This is a genomic window from Enterococcus sp. AZ048 (assembly GCF_051715125.1).
In the GTDB taxonomy this organism is placed as follows: domain Bacteria; phylum Bacillota; class Bacilli; order Lactobacillales; family Enterococcaceae; genus Enterococcus_A; species Enterococcus_A gilvus.
On sequence record NZ_JBIOTD010000001.1, the window covers coordinates 830,022 to 848,011 of the forward strand.

General features: G+C 43.6%; 15 protein-coding genes. 10 read left to right on the plus strand and 5 right to left on the minus strand.

What is annotated here, in order from left to right:
• The first annotated feature begins 197 nt into the window (after positions 1-197).
• A complete protein-coding gene (locus tag IGI66_RS04175; RefSeq protein WP_438847704.1) occupies positions 198-926 on the plus strand; it encodes a helix-turn-helix domain-containing protein in 729 nt (242 codons plus the stop codon).
• Between the two features lie 56 nt (positions 927-982).
• Positions 983-1,309 (plus strand): hypothetical protein, encoded by a 327-nt coding sequence (locus IGI66_RS04180; protein ID WP_438847706.1) that lies wholly within the window; start codon positions 983-985, stop codon positions 1,307-1,309.
• 665 nt (positions 1,310-1,974) lie between these two features.
• Here the strand turns inward: IGI66_RS04180 and IGI66_RS04185 are convergent.
• From IGI66_RS04185 to IGI66_RS04205, 5 genes are all read right to left on the minus strand, one after another.
• Positions 1,975-2,574: a DUF2922 family protein gene (locus tag IGI66_RS04185; protein WP_438847708.1), complete on the minus strand. Its 600-nt coding sequence runs from the start codon at positions 2,572-2,574 to the stop codon at positions 1,975-1,977.
• A 53-nt stretch (positions 2,575-2,627) separates the two neighbouring features.
• Positions 2,628-3,017, minus strand: coding sequence for a hypothetical protein (locus IGI66_RS04190; protein WP_086305564.1), 390 nt, complete (start codon positions 3,015-3,017; stop codon positions 2,628-2,630).
• A gap of 64 nt (positions 3,018-3,081) precedes the next feature.
• Entirely contained in the window at positions 3,082-3,300 is a 219-nt protein-coding gene (locus IGI66_RS04195; RefSeq protein ID WP_010781474.1) for a DUF2922 family protein, read from the minus strand.
• Positions 3,301-3,321: 21 nt separating this feature from the next.
• Positions 3,322-3,525: a hypothetical protein gene (locus tag IGI66_RS04200; protein ID WP_044926420.1), complete on the minus strand. Its 204-nt coding sequence runs from the start codon at positions 3,523-3,525 to the stop codon at positions 3,322-3,324.
• 297 nt (positions 3,526-3,822) lie between these two features.
• The gene (locus IGI66_RS04205) at positions 3,823-4,548 is read right to left on the minus strand and encodes a hypothetical protein (protein ID WP_367377694.1); all 726 of its coding nucleotides are present in this window, start codon (positions 4,546-4,548) and stop codon (positions 3,823-3,825) included.
• Between the two features lie 554 nt (positions 4,549-5,102).
• Between IGI66_RS04205 and IGI66_RS04210 the strand changes: the two genes are divergently transcribed.
• From IGI66_RS04210 to IGI66_RS04245, 8 genes are all read left to right on the plus strand, one after another.
• Complete coding sequence (locus tag IGI66_RS04210; RefSeq protein ID WP_438847711.1) at positions 5,103-6,209, plus strand: tyrosine-type recombinase/integrase; 1,107 nt, start codon at positions 5,103-5,105, stop codon at positions 6,207-6,209.
• Between the two features lie 426 nt (positions 6,210-6,635).
• On the plus strand, positions 6,636-7,037 hold the full coding sequence (locus IGI66_RS04215; protein WP_438847712.1) for a DUF1149 family protein: 402 nt from the start codon (positions 6,636-6,638) through the stop codon (positions 7,035-7,037).
• Positions 7,038-7,238: 201 nt separating this feature from the next.
• Positions 7,239-8,654, plus strand: a complete 1,416-nt coding sequence (locus IGI66_RS04220; protein ID WP_438849274.1) for a glucosaminidase domain-containing protein — start codon at positions 7,239-7,241, stop codon at positions 8,652-8,654.
• A gap of 9 nt (positions 8,655-8,663) precedes the next feature.
• Positions 8,664-9,263: a DivIVA domain-containing protein gene (locus tag IGI66_RS04225; protein WP_316407975.1), complete on the plus strand. Its 600-nt coding sequence runs from the start codon at positions 8,664-8,666 to the stop codon at positions 9,261-9,263.
• Between the two features lie 17 nt (positions 9,264-9,280).
• Entirely contained in the window at positions 9,281-10,003 is a 723-nt protein-coding gene (locus IGI66_RS04230; protein ID WP_438847715.1) for a DivIVA domain-containing protein, read from the plus strand.
• 15 nt (positions 10,004-10,018) lie between these two features.
• Entirely contained in the window at positions 10,019-10,309 is a 291-nt protein-coding gene (locus tag IGI66_RS04235) for a hypothetical protein (RefSeq protein WP_316407978.1), read from the plus strand.
• A gap of 30 nt (positions 10,310-10,339) precedes the next feature.
• Positions 10,340-11,986 carry a hypothetical protein gene (locus IGI66_RS04240; protein WP_438847717.1) on the plus strand — a complete coding sequence of 549 codons (1,647 nt, stop codon included), beginning with the start codon at positions 10,340-10,342 and terminating at the stop codon, positions 11,984-11,986.
• A 59-nt stretch (positions 11,987-12,045) separates the two neighbouring features.
• Positions 12,046-17,982 (plus strand): MucBP domain-containing protein, encoded by a 5,937-nt coding sequence (locus IGI66_RS04245; RefSeq protein ID WP_438847719.1) that lies wholly within the window; start codon positions 12,046-12,048, stop codon positions 17,980-17,982.
• Positions 17,983-17,990: the final 8 nt, after the last annotated feature.

Genomic DNA, 17,990 nt, shown 5'->3' on the forward strand with positions numbered 1-17,990 from the left:
GGAGGACTTCCATGAGGAGTCGACGCACGCGGTCATGGCTTTTTTATGTCAAAATAGAAAATGAACCTTTACTAGAAACGCTGCGAATTTTCCTGAAAAGCAACGCTACAAATTGTGACATAGCTGCTATGACACGATTCATAGCGCAATAAAGGGACATTCATACTCTATACTTTTAATAGGTCAGGAGGACGATCATGGATATAGGATCAAAATTAAAAGAACATCGAACAACGAGAAATTTGACGCAGGAAGAGGTGGCGATGAAGCTGAATGTTTCCCGAACGACAGTTTCAAGTTGGGAAACGGGACGCACATTTCCTGATATTGAAAAGCTCGTTTATTTAAGCGACCTGTATGATCTCTCCTTAGACCAATTAATCAAGGAGGAGCCGGTGATCATGGAAACCATTGTGACAGAAAGAAAAAAATTAGGACGCTACAAGATTATTAAGAGTATAGGTCTTGCTTTGGTGGCATTATTTGTACTTTACAATCTCTATTGGTTCACAGCAGTCTATCCCAGAAATCAAAAGTTGAAGGATTGGGATAAGACGGAAGCAAATAATTATCTTCATAAAGGAAAGCATACGTTTCAGGCTCATGACCTTCGCTATCTAGAGCCGCTGCACAATGGCAATATCCCTGTTTCTACCTATCGAGGGAGCGCCTTCGATGTAGGTATCGATGGAGATTACGTCTATGTAGGTCTTTATGGAAAAGCCGATCGCATGAAATTAGATGTTCCAAAGTCTACAGATTTTACTCTGCGCTTCAAAAGAAACGAAAGAAATCCTTCTTATGAAAGAGTAAGTGGGGATACACCACCAAGTGAAGCGAAGAAAATTCTAAAGGAACATGCCAAAGAATTTAATGAAGACCTCCGCGCGGTTCAAGCTGTCTGGGATAGTGTCAATAATAACTGATACGATCACTGCTGGTAGAAAACCTCACGGTATTTTCTACCAGTTTTTTTCGATCAGTGAAACGTACGCACGATGTCTTGGATGTCTCGATTGATTTTATTTGGTGCGATATATTTTCGCCCTTTCGCGGTGAGGCTGTCACGAGCGAAGATCGTCGCGCTTGCCGTCAAGCACCCTTTCGAGCAGCAGTGGATGACTTTTCTGAATTCGTCGTATTCAAATTGGAAAAAGCTGCTGGTGAGATTCAGATGATCCGGGCGGAAGGTGTAGCAGTGGTCGTTAAGATCTTCAGAAAAGGGGTGCAGACACCCGGGACAGATATGCCATTTTCTCCCGTGTACTCTATAGGAGCTTTCTATGTACCGCTTTTGTTGAATGCGTAAAAGTCTCACAGGATACAGACTTTTTGTAGGAAAATTGTTATTCAAAAAGATTAATTGATCAATGGATTGCTGATCTTCAAAGGATTCAAATCGTGTGGGAATACTCGTAGTGAATTGAAGCATTGTCTTTTCCTCTTTTCTAATAGTTACACTAATATAATAAAAAGAAAGCATCTCTAAAAAAGAAGGGTCCCATCCAAGAAGGATGAACAAGAAGTTGAGAGCAGGTTGCTAAGGGTCGTAACAACCTAACATTAAGGAGTAATTCCTCTCGAATGAGAACAGCCTATATCCGTTTTCATATAGGAAGGGCAACAAAAAATAGCCTCAATTCTTAATAAAGATACTTTCTAAAATAACTATAGCAAAAAAAGATTGCGGTGTGAAATTCCTTTTTTTAAAAAATAACAATCGTTATTAAATTATTTTTTTTTAACTCTGCATTAATAGAGACAATACAGATCTTTTTTTCAGTCGTCAGGGATCGTGCCCCCGCAGTAAATGATTGACGAGGGCAACGATCAGCCCCACAAAGAGGGGAGCGAGGACATAACGAATAAGCTCACTCAAAAGGATCACCTCCTTTCACGAGTGGGGAGGGTGACGACAAGAGAGGCTACCTGCACGCAGCACTAGTGAGACGAACAAAGATCACTTTAGAGACCTTACTCGCGTCTATCTGGTGAAGAGTCGGGCTCTCCCTTGTTTTTCTTCCGTCGAAACAGACGATCCAGCAGTTTTTTCCGCGGCTTCTTCTCAGCCGGCTTCGCTTGGTAGGACGAAGCGGTCTGTACAGAAGACTCACTACAGGAAGTTGTGCGTTCATTACCTATGGGCATAACGTTTTTTATTAATGACGGTTGGTTAATCGTCGCAGTGTCCGCAAGTACGACCGCTGGCACTTTCGGGCGCTCCACGGGCATAGGAAGCTGTGGAGCCAATGCTTCAGGAAGCGGAGCAAGCTCTTGAGCCGCTGCCACAGGAAAGCAAGGCACGTCAGGTTCAAAAGAATCCTCTTCCTCCGAAATGTCTGTTGCGTTGTCGAAAATAGGGGAGATTTTTTTCGTTACCAATTTGCCGGATACCACAGAATCAAAGAGTTTTACGCTATCCTTTTCAAAAATGTCTAAGGTCGTCAAGAGTTCGCAGGCTGCTTTCATTTCTTGCGGCGTCAAGCTGGTATCGACGTCTCTATAGGTCCAGTTATGTGTGTGCCCTTCACCATCTGCGAAGGTCGTTACTAAATTTGTCGTCTCAATACTCATGTCAAAGTTCCTTTCTTTTAGTTTATTTGTGTGCGCAGGTAGATAGAATGATCTCACGGTTCGTTGGTTTCTTCGGGACGGACAAGGGAAATCAAGGAACGAACAACTGTCTTGGCTTTTTCTACATAGTCTCTAGCAGGAAACATCTTCATTCGCAGCGCACGCCATTCAGGCGCCATGAAGTAATCCTGGAAATAGTAGAAGAAGCGTTTCATCGTGCGGGTGGCTTTTGTATTTAAGAAAATGTAGCGAACGAGATCCTTCAGAACATGGGCAAACTCTTTCGCTCCCAGTTGATGTCGCACGCGTAATGCCAAGATATAATGAAGCGTTTTGGTGCTGTTTTGAGTCAATTGATAGAACCACGTGATCCGGTTCTCCAATGTTTCTAATTTCAAAGTGAATAGCTGGCGATGATCGAGTGCCAAGTCCTTCATTCTCATCGAATCTCATCCTTCCTTTTCTTGATAGAGGGGAGCGGGGAGTACCCGCTCGACCTCCTGGCGATTAGCCTTTAAAAATTTCTTGTTCCGTCGTTTCGACATAAGCGGCGCTGTCAACTGTATTGAATAGGAAAGCATCGTCCTTTTTGAAGAGCTTCAGGTCGCCTAAACGTCCTAGCAAGCCTTTGATCTCAGTCGGTGTTTTCGTCGTTGTTGGGTTTTCCAGGCTCCAGGTCTGTACTTTTCCAGAGCTGGTTTTGAATTTCGCGACAAGTTTTTTCATTTCTTCTTCCTCCTTTATAGGTTATTTTACGTAGCGTGTTTGCGTCGTTAAGATCGCGCTGTCCAAGTAGCTGTCTTCCGCGGACAATTCCGTTAAGATCTCACCCAATTCTAGGATGGCTTCCTCTGACGGATCATCGATCACATGTTGAAAATTGACCTTCTTCATCTTTTCTAATCCTTGGTCGATATGGACCTGTAATTTGCTGCCTAATTTTTGTAGCATCGTTGTTTCCTCCGTTTCGATTTTTTTGTACCGGCCGGTGACTACAAGATAGAGGATTTTCCCAAAAGAAACAAATCGCAAAATGACCGCCTCCCCCCCTAAAATGACTCGTTTTGGGGGTGAAAAGGCCCTTTTTTGGCAAAAACAGGTCAAATTGGGGGGAGGGGGAGTCAATTTGCCATTTGCGTTTGCCGTTGATTTTCTATAAAATAAAAGGTTTTGGCAAAAAATGGACAGGAGCACAAAAAAACACAGAAAGCGAAGAAGTTCCTTCACTTTCTGTGTTTTTTGTAGTCATTAGTACCAGCCGATCCTATCGACCGCTTCACGATTTTCGATCAGGTCATTGCAATGGTAAAGAGAGTAAGCTTTATTATAGAGCCGATTCAGCTCGCCGATGGGGGTGCGGAAATACTGCAAGCTCAGCCGTCCCCGTAGGACTTTCGCAAAAGGCGTGTCTGGCAATTCTAAAAAATCAAGCGGTGTCGTGCCCTTCGTGATAAAGTGAAAATGCCCGCGGCGCATCGTTGCCAATACCAGACAAGCCACCTCAGCATTACTGATGATCCGCCGCCGATGGATCGGTACGGTGAGCTTCGGTCCATTTTCGATCGCCACATAATAGGACTCCTGCATCTTTTTCAAGTCTACGATCTTCGCAGGATTCAGCCAAATCGTGGTTTCCGACCCCTCCAAAGGAAACAAGGCAAAGAAGGCACAGACCCACGGGAACTTATATTTCCCAAAATTCCCATTATTTTTCAGACAGCGAGAAAGAATCTTGTATTCAGGGAAACAATGGGCCGACGCAAAACGACGCAACGTCTTCTGCGGATTCATCTGACTAAAGGAGATCCCTTCGTCGGAAAAGATCAACGCCCCCGCCTCTCTCGGACTCGGAATGATACAGTTGATGACCTGAACCTTCAACGGATCAAACGATGTAGCGCTTTCATAATACTGCTCCCACAAACTCGACCATAACTTATCCTCTAAAACATCCAACCTTTTACTCGTATTCATATACATCCTCCTTTAAGCACCTTCTCTGTGCTCACCTAAAACTATACTCCACAAAACCAAAAATTTGTTTTTTTATTTTTTAATTGAAAATTAAAGAAAACACAAAAATGAACGCGCGCTGATATTTATACACGCGTTCGCCTCCAATTTTCCGTTAACCAATCTCGTAAAGAATAAATGAACAATTTATTAGTAATCAAGAAATATATTTATAATATTTGAGAAAAATGCTAAAATAATTCGTTGGCTAGGATTACTATTGGCAAAAGTATTTTCAAGGATTATTACTTAGTCTTACAAAAAACTAGAAACAAATTAGAATCAAAAAAATGATTTAACTTATTTATTCATCGTTTTTAAATTCATTTGTAAATCTATTATAAATTAAGGGTTATTAATAATCAATATTATTCATAAAAATAATTATTTTTAATTAATGACAAAAATAACACGCTTAATCATTATTTGTTTCTGGGGGTTTTTTGAGATTTATTTGAGATATTCGGACAAAATAAACCGTCTATTTAGCCGTCAAATTTAGGAGGAATTAAATAGTGAGAAAAGGCGAGAACATTTACTTACGAAAAGATGGCCGATGGGAAGGCCGATTTCCGAAGGGTCGGAAAATCAATGGAAGAATAAAATACGGGTATGTTTACGGGAAAAGCTACACTGAAGTCAAACAGAAACTGTATCCATTAAAAATCAAATACCAAACATTGCAGGAAGTCCAAGGAAGCTCGGCGGAAACGTTTGAGGAATGGACGATCAATTGGCTGGAAGAAATAAAAGGAGAGGTCAAACCTTCGACATTTTCTAGTTATTATTATAAATTGACCAAATATGTTTTTCCGATGATCCAAGATGTTTCATTGAACGAAATCACATTGGATACGGGAAAAGAGTTGTTGGGAAGACTGCAAAAGAAGCTTGCCAGATCAACGATTCAAGTGGTTTTCAGAATACTGAACAAATGCTTGAATCATGCGAAGCGATTAAGAAAGATCACGTCTAATCCATTCTCTGAGATCAAGATTCCAAAAGTGAAGAAAACGAAAGTCCGTGCATTGACACTGAACGAGCAGAAAAAAATCATGGACGTAGCAGCCAACGAAAAACGAGGCTACGGCATCCCCGTTTTATTAGCCTTACATTCTGGAATGCGGATCGGGGAAATTGCGGCGCTCAAATGGTCGGACATCGATTTTGACACGAATCTCATTCATGTACAGCACACGTATCAACGTATCCAAGCAATCAATGAGGTGGAAAGACGGACACAATTAGTCTTTACCGACTCAAAGACAGAGGCATCTGTGCGAGTGATTCCAATTGGACCAACATTAAAGAAGTTACTGCTCAAGCATAAAAAGAGTTCAAGAGGCGGCTTTGTTTTCTCTACCAATGGGCAACCATGCGAGCCTCGACTCCTCACTTATCATTTTCACAAAGTCAGAGAAAAAGCAGGGCTATCTACGATTCATTTTCATCAGTTGCGCCATACATTTGCGACGCGCTGCTTAGAAGCAAATCGTGATATTCCTTCTGTTAGCGCGCTTTTAGGGCACGCCTCCACGCAGATGACGCTGGACACGTATGTCGACGCTATGCTCGAACAACGAGTCCAAGTCATTTGTGAAATGACAAAATTAATCGGATAAAGAATCAATAAAGGACGTTTTTTTAAAAAATAAGGCGGACTTTTTGAGGAAATCTTTTTTTATTTTCTAAGAAAGCGCTTACTTTATGGATGTTTTTCTTGTAAGATTAATTTTTTTCTAATATTAACTATTTTTTTAAAAGAGATTTTGTTATTTTAAATAACTTTATAAATGAGCCGTCACTGCTCGTCAACCAACTCTGAGATCCTTTTCACACCAAGGATTTTAGGGTTTTTCTAGTTTTTTGTAAGACTAAGAATGATTCGTCCAATTTTCTGTCCGTTTTTGCCATTTTTAGTAATTAATTTTCGAATGAAAATAGTTTTTATTTGTTCTTTTCCTATTTTTAAAAATTATTTACAGGTAAATAAGCAAAGACTTATCCCAAAGCAAATGGGTGAAACATATTAAATAAGGGAGGTTTTTATGAATATTGAGCGTTACAAACCCAAAGTGAATTCTTTCCACTACCAAGCAAAAGAAGAATACGAGGAGTATGAAACCAGCTTCAAAATTCATATTACTCCATTAAGAATAGCGTACCCCTCAGATCAGGAGAATACAAGTACGCTTGGAATACGCTTAGATTTTGATATGGTCTTCGAGGCCTTTGTTATTTCTGGCAGTTTGGGGCAGGTGAACATCGTGACCGACCAGAAAGTGGAGACACAAGAGGATCTGAGTAAAGAAGAGCTGGATGAGCTGCTGATGCCGCTCTTTCTTTTAGTTCGACGACTGACCTACGAGGTGAGCGAGATTGCTTTGGATGAACCGGGGGTCAAGGTTCAATTTGATCAAATGAATACCCAGACAATGGAAAATGTATAGGAAGAAAAAGGGGAGTTTAAGTTGAGAAAGAAGAACTACTATCAAAAGAGTTTGCGAACAGTCTATCGTTCAAGACGCTACCAGCCGGGATTTGTCAAAGTCGGAGTACGAGGTGCGACGACGCTGATCGGCTCGGCTTCGATCTTACTGAATCAAGCACCTGTCGCTTTTGGTGCAGAGGAAAGTGCGGCACAGGATAGCATGGCGCCCACAGTAGAACAGACACAGACGACCAATGATGCCGCAGAGACACCGACAACTTCCGTGACACCAGAGAACCCAGAGGCACCGACTGAAAATGAAGCCGCAGAAGGAACAGAGACACCTGGGGAATCGAACCAAACGGAGACAGAAACACCAGTAGAACCGGAAACACCCGCGGAGCCAGAGGAACCAGAAGTGCCCGTAGATCCAGTGGAACCGACAGAACCAGAAACGCCGATCGAACCCGAAACACCAATTGAGCCAGAGAAGCCTGTCGAGCCAAGTGAACCGAATAAGCCAACAGAACCTGAGAAGCCTGTCAAACCAACCGAACCAGCGAAACCGGCGGAACCCGAAAAGCCGGAAACGCCTCCGACAGCAGAAGTGCCTGAAGAAGCGCCAGCAGTGGAAGACGTGCAGCCTGCACCCGCAGCGCCGCCTGTCATCGATCAAGGCGCATGGCAGTCAGTAGGAATTTACACGCATACGACTTCCGCAGCCAGTGACGGGACCCTTCATTTTGAGAAGGACGAATCTGTAGAGAGCTTCATCAAGAAGGTCGGTGAGCCCGCACGGAAGATCGGACAAAAGGAAGACCTGTACGCTTCAGTCATGATCGCGCAAGCCATCTTGGAATCTGCGTCTGGTCAGAGTCAATTAGCCCAAGCGCCGAATTACAATTTGTTCGGGATCAAGGGCAGTCACAAAGGCAAGAGTGCCACCTTCAACACACAAGAGGATACAGGCAACGGCACCATGACCACGATTCAAGCCGCGTTTCGAGCCTACGAGAATTACGAGGAAAGCTTTGAAGATTATGCCAAGCTGATGAAGGAAGGACTATCAGGCAACAGCGATTTTTACAGCGGTGTCTGGAAGACCAATGCCAAGACCTATGAAGAAGCCACGAAATTCTTAACGGGTCGATATGCGACAGATACCTCTTATAACAAGAAGCTGAATGGCTTGATTGAGACCTATGATCTGACGGAATACGACAAGGAAAAAGCCGCGCTTCCAGTCGGGACGCAAGGCTTCGCAGTCCCTGTAGAGAATTACACGATCTCTAGCCCATACGGTACTCGCGGCGGGGAGTTCCATCGGGGACTAGACATGGCAGCCGCGCAAGGGGAACCGATCTATGCCAGTAAAGCGGGCATCGTCAAAACAGCAGAGTTCCATTATTCATGGGGGAATTACGCGGTCATCGAGCACGAAGGCGGCATGACGACACTGTATGCCCATCAATCGCAATACATCGTCAAGCCTGGCGATCAGGTAGAACAAGGACAGATCATCGGCTATGTAGGCAGCACTGGCAACAGCACCGGCAGTCACCTGCACTTTGAAGTCTGTCTCGACGGATCACTCAGTCAAGCACGGTTAGTCGACCCATCGACTCTCCTGTTTTAAGAGGGTCGTATGAAATTTAGTATTGATGGACTCAAGAACCTGACATTCCCAAGTGGTGCAATGGGATACAAGAAGAAGGATGTCGATGATTTTCTCAGCTACGTCGCCAAAGACTATGGCTCGTATCAACGACAATTAGAAAAAAGCAAGACAGACAACGAGGAGCTTCAACAGGAAAAGGACGAACTCCTGAAAAAGCTCGACGAACAAAAAGACGCGCACGAGGCGACACTGGAGAAGTTCAGACAGGAAAACCAAGCCTTGAAGACACAGATCAACACCTTCCAGACCACTAGCGTGTCCAATAATTTGAATGAAGATACCGCGCTTTCCTTGTCTCAGAAGGTCGCGCTGCGAATCGAGAAGCAGGCGAAGGAAGAAGCGGCGGTCATCAAGACCAACGCGGATGAGTACTATGCGCAGCAATTGAAGAAGATGGAAGCCAAGCGAAAAGAGATCGAATCCGAAGTCGTGACCAGTCTCTCTGAGCTGATCGGCAGCGAGCGGATGATCGTCGCCTCCATCGATACGGTCAAACAGGAGTATGTTCGGTTGATGTCCGTGATTCGCGAGAATTACGAGACGATGACCGATGAAGCAAATGATTAAGGTAAAGGGGCAAAAGGATGCATTTTAAACCACGAGATATCCGCGGAATGACATTTCGCCGCCAACTGTTCGGGTATCGTGTCGGCGATGTCAAAGATTTCATGAAGCATATCGTCGAAGATTACGAATCCTATCAAGTCAGCGAGAGCGATGCGATCGTCTATCAGGATAAAATTGCCGAATTGAAAGAGACCATTGAGAACCAAAAATGGAGCGCGCAGCAGCTTAGTATCAAGAACATGCAGCTAAAATCTGAAAATGAACGGTTCCGCTCGATCGAATCGGAGGTCTACGAGCTAGACAAGATGAAGGAGCTGGCGCAAAAAACCGCGGATACCGTGCAGATGGAGGCGCAGCTTTTGCTGGAGCAGGCCAAGCGTGAACGCGACGCGATCCTGCAAGAAGCAGAGACCACGAAGATGAATCACCTGCTGAACCTTCAGATCGACATCGACGAGCTAGTCCACGATCAGGAGCATCTGAATGTCCTGATCGCGAACAAAAAGAAGAGCCTCTTCGAATTGGACCTCCAATACCAAGACGTTCTTGCAGAAAAGGAACGTTTTTCACGAGAGGCGCAGCTATTAAAGAGCGAATTCATGACACTGAGAAATCGCCTGCTGCAAAAATACGAAGAAGAGCTCAATGAATTTATCGAAGAAAATGAACTACTGAGCCAACCGCTGAGTGAAGACTCTGGGAATAAGGTGACAAACTTAACATCCAAACTGATTGGCTAGGAGGTGACGACCCAGATGGATTTTGAACAGTTTATCGTCGTTTTCGATTTCTTGGAGAAGGTCAAGATTCGCCGCTACGTCTTTCCGGCGATGGTCCTCGTGATGACCATCAGCTATCTGAAGATTCGCTATTCGCGAAGAAAAATCACGCAAGAAGAAGAGAACATCCTGATCGAAGCGACGTATCAAAAGGATGAGAACGGTCTGTATCCATGGGAAGCAGATACCGACGACCATCCAGACCGGGTCGGAAAAAAATGCAAACCGATCCAGAAAAACTGGGGGCCGCAGCGAGGCCGCTGGTAACGATCAATTTAACGCATAAGGGGAGTAACGGTGAAAGAAGTCAGCATAGAAAAACTAGTCAAACAGCTCAAATACGTGCCCATCGAAACGAAGCAGAAGCATCTGTTTCTTTCTGTTTCTAATGGAAACGAACGGGCAAGGGTCAAGAACTTTCGGGGAGAGACCTTAGAAGCCTGCATCCACTGGATGAAGGGGGAACTAAGCACAGTCGATGCCCCGCACATTCGGGTCGATGTCGTGACCCACTGTCAGGAATACAGCTACGCCGATCTGATGCGGCGCCTAGCGCTAGTACCGCGGAACAATTATTTCCGCACAGGGATCGCCTTTGATCGGAAATTTCGGACCGCTTTTCTCGGAGAAGAGCTCATGGGCAGCGCCCTGATCCGACCGTCGAAGAAACATCGTGTCGGCTTCAATAATCCAGAGCTGTCGATCAATACAGCGAATTTGGAAAAATACATGCAGCGAAAATACCAGACCTCGTTGAGAGAACGATTGAAACAACGAACGTTCTATCTTTTCACGACGCAGGGGTTCTATTTTGAAGACGGCGCCTGGATCAAGCTCTCCACGAAGCCCAATCAAGAAGGGATGCGGGAGACGAATCACGGCCTATTGCCAAAGCAGATCGATCACGCGATCGCCCACGGAGAAGACTTTTTATTCCGGCAGATCAAGGATTCGGGTCAGTTCATTTACGGCTATTATCCGACCTACGATTATTCACTGACCGGCTATAACTCTGTCCGGCATTTCTCCAGTGTCTATGCCTTACTGGAGGCACAGGAATACCTCGGAAAAGACGAAGAGCTGAAGCGCTCGGAGCAGGCTCTGGACTGGGGCGTCCAGAATCTTCTATTAGAAAAGGACGGCGCCCATTACGTGAAGGAGCAGGCACGATCAGGAATCTCCATCAAGTTAGGAGCACAGGCTTTGGCGATCCTAGCGATGGCGAAGTTCCAGACGATCACGGGCAATAAAAAATATGAGCCCATCATCAATCAGTTGATTCAAGGGATCGACGACCGTTTCGTCAATGACGAAGGAGAAACGACCCATATCCTCAATGAGGAACTAGAGACGAAGAAGAAATTCAATATCATCTACTACGATGGGGAAGCCGTCTTCAGTATCCTGCGAGGCTACGCGATCACGCAGAACGACCGGCATTTGGCCTTGGCTAAGAAATTATTCGACCGGTTCGTTGAAAAACAGTACGAACGCTACCACGATCATTGGTTAAGTTACGCCACCAATGAGATTTTGTTATACCTTAATGACCAGAAATACTACGAGTTCGGGCTGAAAAACGCCTTCGAGAACTTGAATTTCATTGAGTTTCGCGACACCGCTTATCCCACCCTCTTAGAGCTGCTGATGGCAGCCATCAAGATGACCGATAAGCTCCAAGACACCAGCTATTTTACACAAGGGGCGTTTACGACCTTTGTTTCTAAAATAGACTTTTGGCGGCTCCGGCAAGTCGCCGTCAAACGTGCTGAAATCGAGATCGAAAAGGGGGTTATGTTTCCTGAGATGGCCATGTTTATGAAGTGTCCGAAGAAGATCGTGCACGGATTCTACACGCGACACGACAAGTTTCGGATGCGTATCGACGATCAAGAACATTTCTTAAGCGGCTTGATTAATTTTTACGATTATTTCTATAAATAATCACCACGCATATTCATCGCACCAAGAAACTTAACAAGAGAAAGAAGGGGTTATTACTGATGAGCAATGAAAAAAGAATCATTTATCGCCGCGAGCCGATAAAAAAATACAAAATGCATAAGGTGAAGAAGCATTGGGTTGTAAAAAGCGGGGTCGCAGGCGCCATGATCGTTGGGTCCGTCGGCGCACCAATGGTACCGCACTTAGCCTTTGCGGCAGAAACAGAAGAAGTCGATTCGGGAGAAGAGACCGAGGTAAAAAGTCTAGCAGACGTCCAAGAAGAATCCATGCAAACGGTGGAGTCTACCGTGCCGGAAGTACCTGTAGAGACAGTGGCTACTGAGACAGAGGAATCGGTGGAGGAAGAAGAGAAGACTACTGAAAGTACTGAGGACAAAACAACAAATAGTACTAATGATGCTTCGAAAACAAATAAATCTGAGAGAAAACAATCTCGTGCGGTTGATAATGGAGATGGAACGAAGACTTGGGTTGCGAATCAAGATACTGAAGTGATAGTCTCGGATATAGAGAGGGTAACAATTGATGGTGAACTAGCAAGTTCTAATTATTCGAGTAATGAATTTGATAATAGTTTGAGAATTAAATTAACTATCGATAATACTAGTAACGAAATAAATATTGGAGATAAGATTTTTATTCCCATTACAGATGATACTGAAAGCTTGACTTCTGGTAGAGAAAAAAGCTGTTTTTTTGGATTAAAGGGATCAGTACCAGGAGTTGGGAATATTGAATATGCATCTGATGAGTCAGGTTTTGTATTAGAAATATCTGAATCAATAAGTGGAACTAAGAATATTACATCATTATTAAATTCAATAGGATTAAAAGAATTTCCCTATTATTATGATACAACTACTAATACTATACGTTGCCTTACGTTCAATATCTATTTAGATGGACAAGAAATAGAAAAAGTTACAAGTTCATTTTCGGGAGGAGCTATTGGTTGGGGGGTCGCTAAGAATGACGCTATTTATACTAAACCACAAGGGTATATTCTCTATCATGTATATACAGATACTGAATCAGTTGTGCATGCACTTTTAGGTGGTACTCCATCCAATACAGAAAATCATATAGTACAGATTGAAAGAATGAGTTTTAGTGCTGGCGATGATTTAATAAGTTATCCTGGAATGAACAGAGAAAACATTGAAACGACACACAGTAAGGTATCCTTTCCTTCGCCTGTTGGAGATGGTGGGATGTTTTTCCCAGGATTCAATTTAACAGGTGATACTTTTACCTATGTGGAAGTACCAATAGATTCCTCAGATGAACAAGTACAAAGTTACTTAGAAGCAGCGGGGACGAACACTTATACTACTATAAGAAATTCTGATGGAACTTACACACATGCGAGAAATGTGGACATTTCAAGCAGTGGATTCAAGTTAATAGACTCCAAAGAGTATAAAGAATGTGTCGAAAGAAATGGAATTTCAACACCTGTTGAATTCTTTGAACTGAAATTTGGAGTAACTTATGAAGATCCTGAGCTTGTAAGAAAAATAAATCATATATATAGCACACAAATTGTAGACTCTAGATCAGCAAATGAATATACTTTTCCAGATGATACCGTCACTCATAATATTAATGTCGAATATACCGATTCTACCGGTCATAGTAGTAATAATTCTTATATAACAACACCAAACAAAATAACGGTAGAGGGACAAAGTCAAATTAAAATTAAATTTGAAGATCAAGTAGGAAATGCAATTAGATCAGTAACTAACAGAGCTGATTGGCCTGGACAATCAACGGATATTACTGCTGATGACTTAGTTGTGAGAGGGTATACGTTAGATAAAACTAGACTTCCGAATGGAGCGAATCCAGAAACTGGTGCAATGAATGTAACTTTCCCTGAAGAGGGAGAAACGACAGAAGTTACATACTACTACACAGCAAATGATTCCTCAGTCGATCTTAAGTATATGATTGATCGTGATGGGGATGGTGACGGAGATGAGGATATCAATGTAGCTGACAACCGTACATTAACTGGTAAATTTGGGCAGAGGTACGTAACACAAGCTAGAGATTATCGACATTTGAATTATTTTCTCACTAAACGACCAGACAATGCGAATGGAAGTTATGATGATCCAACACCAGATGTAGTGTACGTTTATCAAGAAGTAGGACAATTGCTTTTCAATGACTCGATAATTGGTAATGAAAAACTGTATGGTGAGTATTATACAATTCAAGATGATTTAATTAATGTTGATGATCTATATGTTCCTGGGGCGCCAGTGGGCTATCATTATGAAGATGCGAATGGAGATACTTTAACAACAGGTTCAACGATACGAGTGGATGATAAAACTGAAGACACTGTTTGGACGCTAGTAGCGAATGATGCCAGAATTATTTACAACTACGTTGATGAACATGGGAATATAGTTGCTGATGCTGAAACGGTTGACGCTAAAGTCAACGATACGATTGCAGATAATATAAAAACTGCTGACAGATTTGTATATGATAGGACAGATGGAAGCTCGGATACAGTTGTGCAACCAGAAGGGGATTCTGAAGTAACCTATATTTACGTGCCTATGGGTGGCTTTGTACCTGAAAGTGAAAGTCAAGATTTTAATCCTGAGTGGGACTTTATTATATATCCTAATGACGAAAACAATCCAACTGGAACATTAGATCCAAATGATCCTGAATATTCGTTGTATATTCCATATGTACCTGGCTATACGGCTACGGATAAAAATGGCAATGAGTTAGAGTTAATAGATGAACATGATCCAGAAGCAGGATATAAGGCGCCAATTATTGACGATCCAAAAGAAGATACAGTCATTAAATATGTAGAAGATGATGATGATGATTCGGATAGTGATTCGGACTCGGATTCAGACAGCGATTCGGATAGTGACTCAGACTCGGATTCAGACAGTGATTCCGATAGCGACTCGGACTCAGATTCGGACAGCGATTCCGATAGCGACTCAGATTCGGATTCAGACAGTGATTCCGATAGCGATTCAGATTCGGACTCAGACTCAGATTCAGACAGTGATTCCGATAGCGACTCGGATTCAGACTCAGATTCAGACAGTGATTCCGATAGCGACTCGGATTCAGACTCAGATTCAGACAGTGATTCTGATAGTGACTCGGATTCAGATTCAGACAGTGATTCGGATAGCGACTCAGATTCGGATTCAGACAGCGATTCCGATAGTGATTCCGATAGTGATTCAGACTCAGATTCGGACAGTGATTCAGATAGCGACTCAGACTCAGATTCAGATTCAGACAGTGATTCAGATAGCGACTCAGACTCAGATTCGGATAGTGATTCAGATAGCGACTTGGACTCGGATTCAGACAGCGATTCCGATAGCGACTCAGATTCAGATTCAGACAGTGATTCAGATAGCGACTCAGACTCAGATTCAGACAGCGATTCCGATAGTGATTCAGACTCGGATTCGGACAGTGATTCAGATAGCGACTCAGACTCAGATTCGGACAGTGATTCAGATAGCGACTCAGACTCAGATTCGGATAGTGATTCAGATAGCGACTCGGACTCGGATTCAGACAGTGATTCCGATAGCGACTCAGACTCGGATTCAGACAGCGACTCTGATAGCGACTCAGACTCGGATTCAGACAGCGATTCAGATAGCGACTCAGACTCAGATTCGGACAGTGATTCAGATAGCGATTCAGATTCGGATTCAGACAGCGATTCCGATAGTGATTCAGACTCAGATTCGGATTCAGACAGCGATTCCGATAGCGACTCAGACTCAGATTCGGATTCAGACAGTGATTCAGATAGCGACTCAGACTCAGATTCAGACAGCGATTCAGATAGTGATTCAGATTCGGATTCAGACAGTGATTCAGATAGCGACTCAGACTCAGATTCAGACAGTGATTCCGATAGTGATTCAGACTCAGATTCAGACAGCGATTCAGACAGCGACTCCGATAGTGACTCGGATTCAGATTCAGACAGTGATTCCGATAGTGATTCAGACTCAGATTCAGACAGCGATTCAGACAGCGACTCCGATAGTGACTCGGATTCAGATTCAGACAGTGATTCCGATAGTGATTCAGACTCAGATTCAGACAGTGATTCCGATAGCGATTCAGATTCGGACTCAGACTCAGATTCAGACAGTGATTCCGATAGCGACTCAGACTCAGATTCGGATTCAGACAGTGATTCTGATAGCGACTCAGACTCGGATTCAGACAGTGATTCCGATAGCGACTCAGACTCGGATTCAGACAGTGATTCCGATAGCGACTCAGACTCGGATTCAGATTCGGACTCAGATTCGGACTCAGATTCAGACAGCGATTCGGATAGCGATTCAGACAGTGACTCCGATAGCGACTCAGACTCAGATTCAGACAGTGATTCCGATAGCGACTCAGACTCAGATTCAGACAGTGATTCCGATAGCGACTCAGACTCAGATTCAGACAGTGATTCCGATAGCGACTCAGACTCAGATTCAGACAGTGATTCCGATAGCGACTCAGACTCGGATTCAGACAGCGACTCTGATAGCGATTCAGACTCAGATTCAGACAGTGATTCCGATAGCGACTCAGACAGCGATTCAGACAGCGACTCTGATAGCGATTCAGACTCAGATTCAGATAGTGATTCAGATAGCGACTCAGACTCAGATTCAGACAGCGATTCCGATAGCGACTCAGACTCAGATTCAGACAGCGATTCCGATAGTGATTCGGACTCAGATTCAGACAGTGATTCTGATAGCGATTCAGACTCAGATTCAGACAGCGATTCTGATAGTGATTCGGACTCAGATTCAGACAGCGATTCAGATAGCGACTCAGACTCGGATTCAGACAGCGATTCCGATAGTGATTCAGACTCGGACAGCGATTCAGACAGCGATTCGGATAGCGACTCCGATTCGGATTCAGACAGTGATTCCGATAGCGATTCAGACTCGGATTCTGATAGTGATTCCGATAGCGACTCAGATTCGGATTCGGACAGCGATTCCGATAGCGATTCAGACAGTGATTCCGATAGTGATTCAGACAGCGACTCTGATAGCGATTCAGATTCGGATTCAGACAGTGATTCCGATAGCGATTCAGACAGTGATTCCGATAGTGACTCAGACTCGGATTCAGACAGCGACTCAGACTCAGATTCGGACAGTGATGTAACCGATCCTAATAAAGATACTGACGGTGATGGTATTCCAGACTGGAAAGAGGAAGAAATAGGAACTGACCCGAATAATCCAGATACCGACGGTGACGGTGTAAATGATGGTCAGGAAATCAAAGATGGCACTGATCCGTTAAATCCAGATACCGATGGTGATGGATTGACTGATGGTCAGGAAAAAGAAATAGGGACTGACCCACTAAATCCGGATACTGATGGTGATGGTGTTAAGGATGGTCAAGAAGTAGAAGATGGCACCGACCCATTGAATCCAGATACTGATGGTGATGGTTTAACAGACGGACAAGAGAAAGAACATAATACTGATCCGTTGAATCCAGATACCGATGGTGATGGTGTTAAAGATGGAGAAGAAGTCAAAGATGGTACGAATCCTAGAAATCCGGATAGTGATGGCGATGGATTAACCGACGGTGAAGAGAAAAAACATGGTACCGACCCATTGAATCCAGATACTGATGGTGATGGTATTAATGATGGACAAGAAGTGAAAGATGGTACTGATCCTCTTGATCCTAATGACCCTGGAAGAAAAGGGTTCAATGTTAAGCCTTTGGATAATTCAAATAATAATAATGGTTTGGCTTCAACTTCTGGTAATGGATCAAGTGCGAAGAAACTGCCAAGTACAAATACAAATGATGACCAAATGCTTTATTCTGTTGCTGGATTAGGTTTAGTTTCGATGGGATTAGCCTTCTATGGCGGACCGAAGAAACGCAGAAAGGGAGAGAACAAAGCCTAAGTCGTAGA

What these genes read in the sequence shown, in the direction of transcription:
- IGI66_RS04175 (WP_438847704.1), top strand. Translation starts at nt 198, where the DNA reads ATGGATATAGGATCAAAATTAAAAGAACATCGAACAACGAGAAATTTG.
- IGI66_RS04185 (WP_438847708.1), bottom strand. Translation starts at nt 2,574, where the DNA reads ATGAGTATTGAGACGACAAATTTAGTAACGACCTTCGCAGATGGTGAA.
- IGI66_RS04190 (WP_086305564.1), bottom strand. Translation starts at nt 3,017, where the DNA reads ATGAGAATGAAGGACTTGGCACTCGATCATCGCCAGCTATTCACTTTG.
- IGI66_RS04195 (WP_010781474.1), bottom strand. Translation starts at nt 3,300, where the DNA reads ATGAAAAAACTTGTCGCGAAATTCAAAACCAGCTCTGGAAAAGTACAG.
- IGI66_RS04200 (WP_044926420.1), bottom strand. Translation starts at nt 3,525, where the DNA reads ATGCTACAAAAATTAGGCAGCAAATTACAGGTCCATATCGACCAAGGA.
- IGI66_RS04205 (WP_367377694.1), bottom strand. Translation starts at nt 4,548, where the DNA reads ATGAATACGAGTAAAAGGTTGGATGTTTTAGAGGATAAGTTATGGTCG.
- IGI66_RS04215 (WP_438847712.1), top strand. Translation starts at nt 6,636, where the DNA reads ATGAATATTGAGCGTTACAAACCCAAAGTGAATTCTTTCCACTACCAA.
- IGI66_RS04220 (WP_438849274.1), top strand. Translation starts at nt 7,239, where the DNA reads ATGGCGCCCACAGTAGAACAGACACAGACGACCAATGATGCCGCAGAG.
- IGI66_RS04225 (WP_316407975.1), top strand. Translation starts at nt 8,664, where the DNA reads ATGAAATTTAGTATTGATGGACTCAAGAACCTGACATTCCCAAGTGGT.
- IGI66_RS04230 (WP_438847715.1), top strand. Translation starts at nt 9,281, where the DNA reads ATGCATTTTAAACCACGAGATATCCGCGGAATGACATTTCGCCGCCAA.
- IGI66_RS04235 (WP_316407978.1), top strand. Translation starts at nt 10,019, where the DNA reads ATGGATTTTGAACAGTTTATCGTCGTTTTCGATTTCTTGGAGAAGGTC.
- IGI66_RS04245 (WP_438847719.1), top strand. Translation starts at nt 12,046, where the DNA reads ATGAGCAATGAAAAAAGAATCATTTATCGCCGCGAGCCGATAAAAAAA.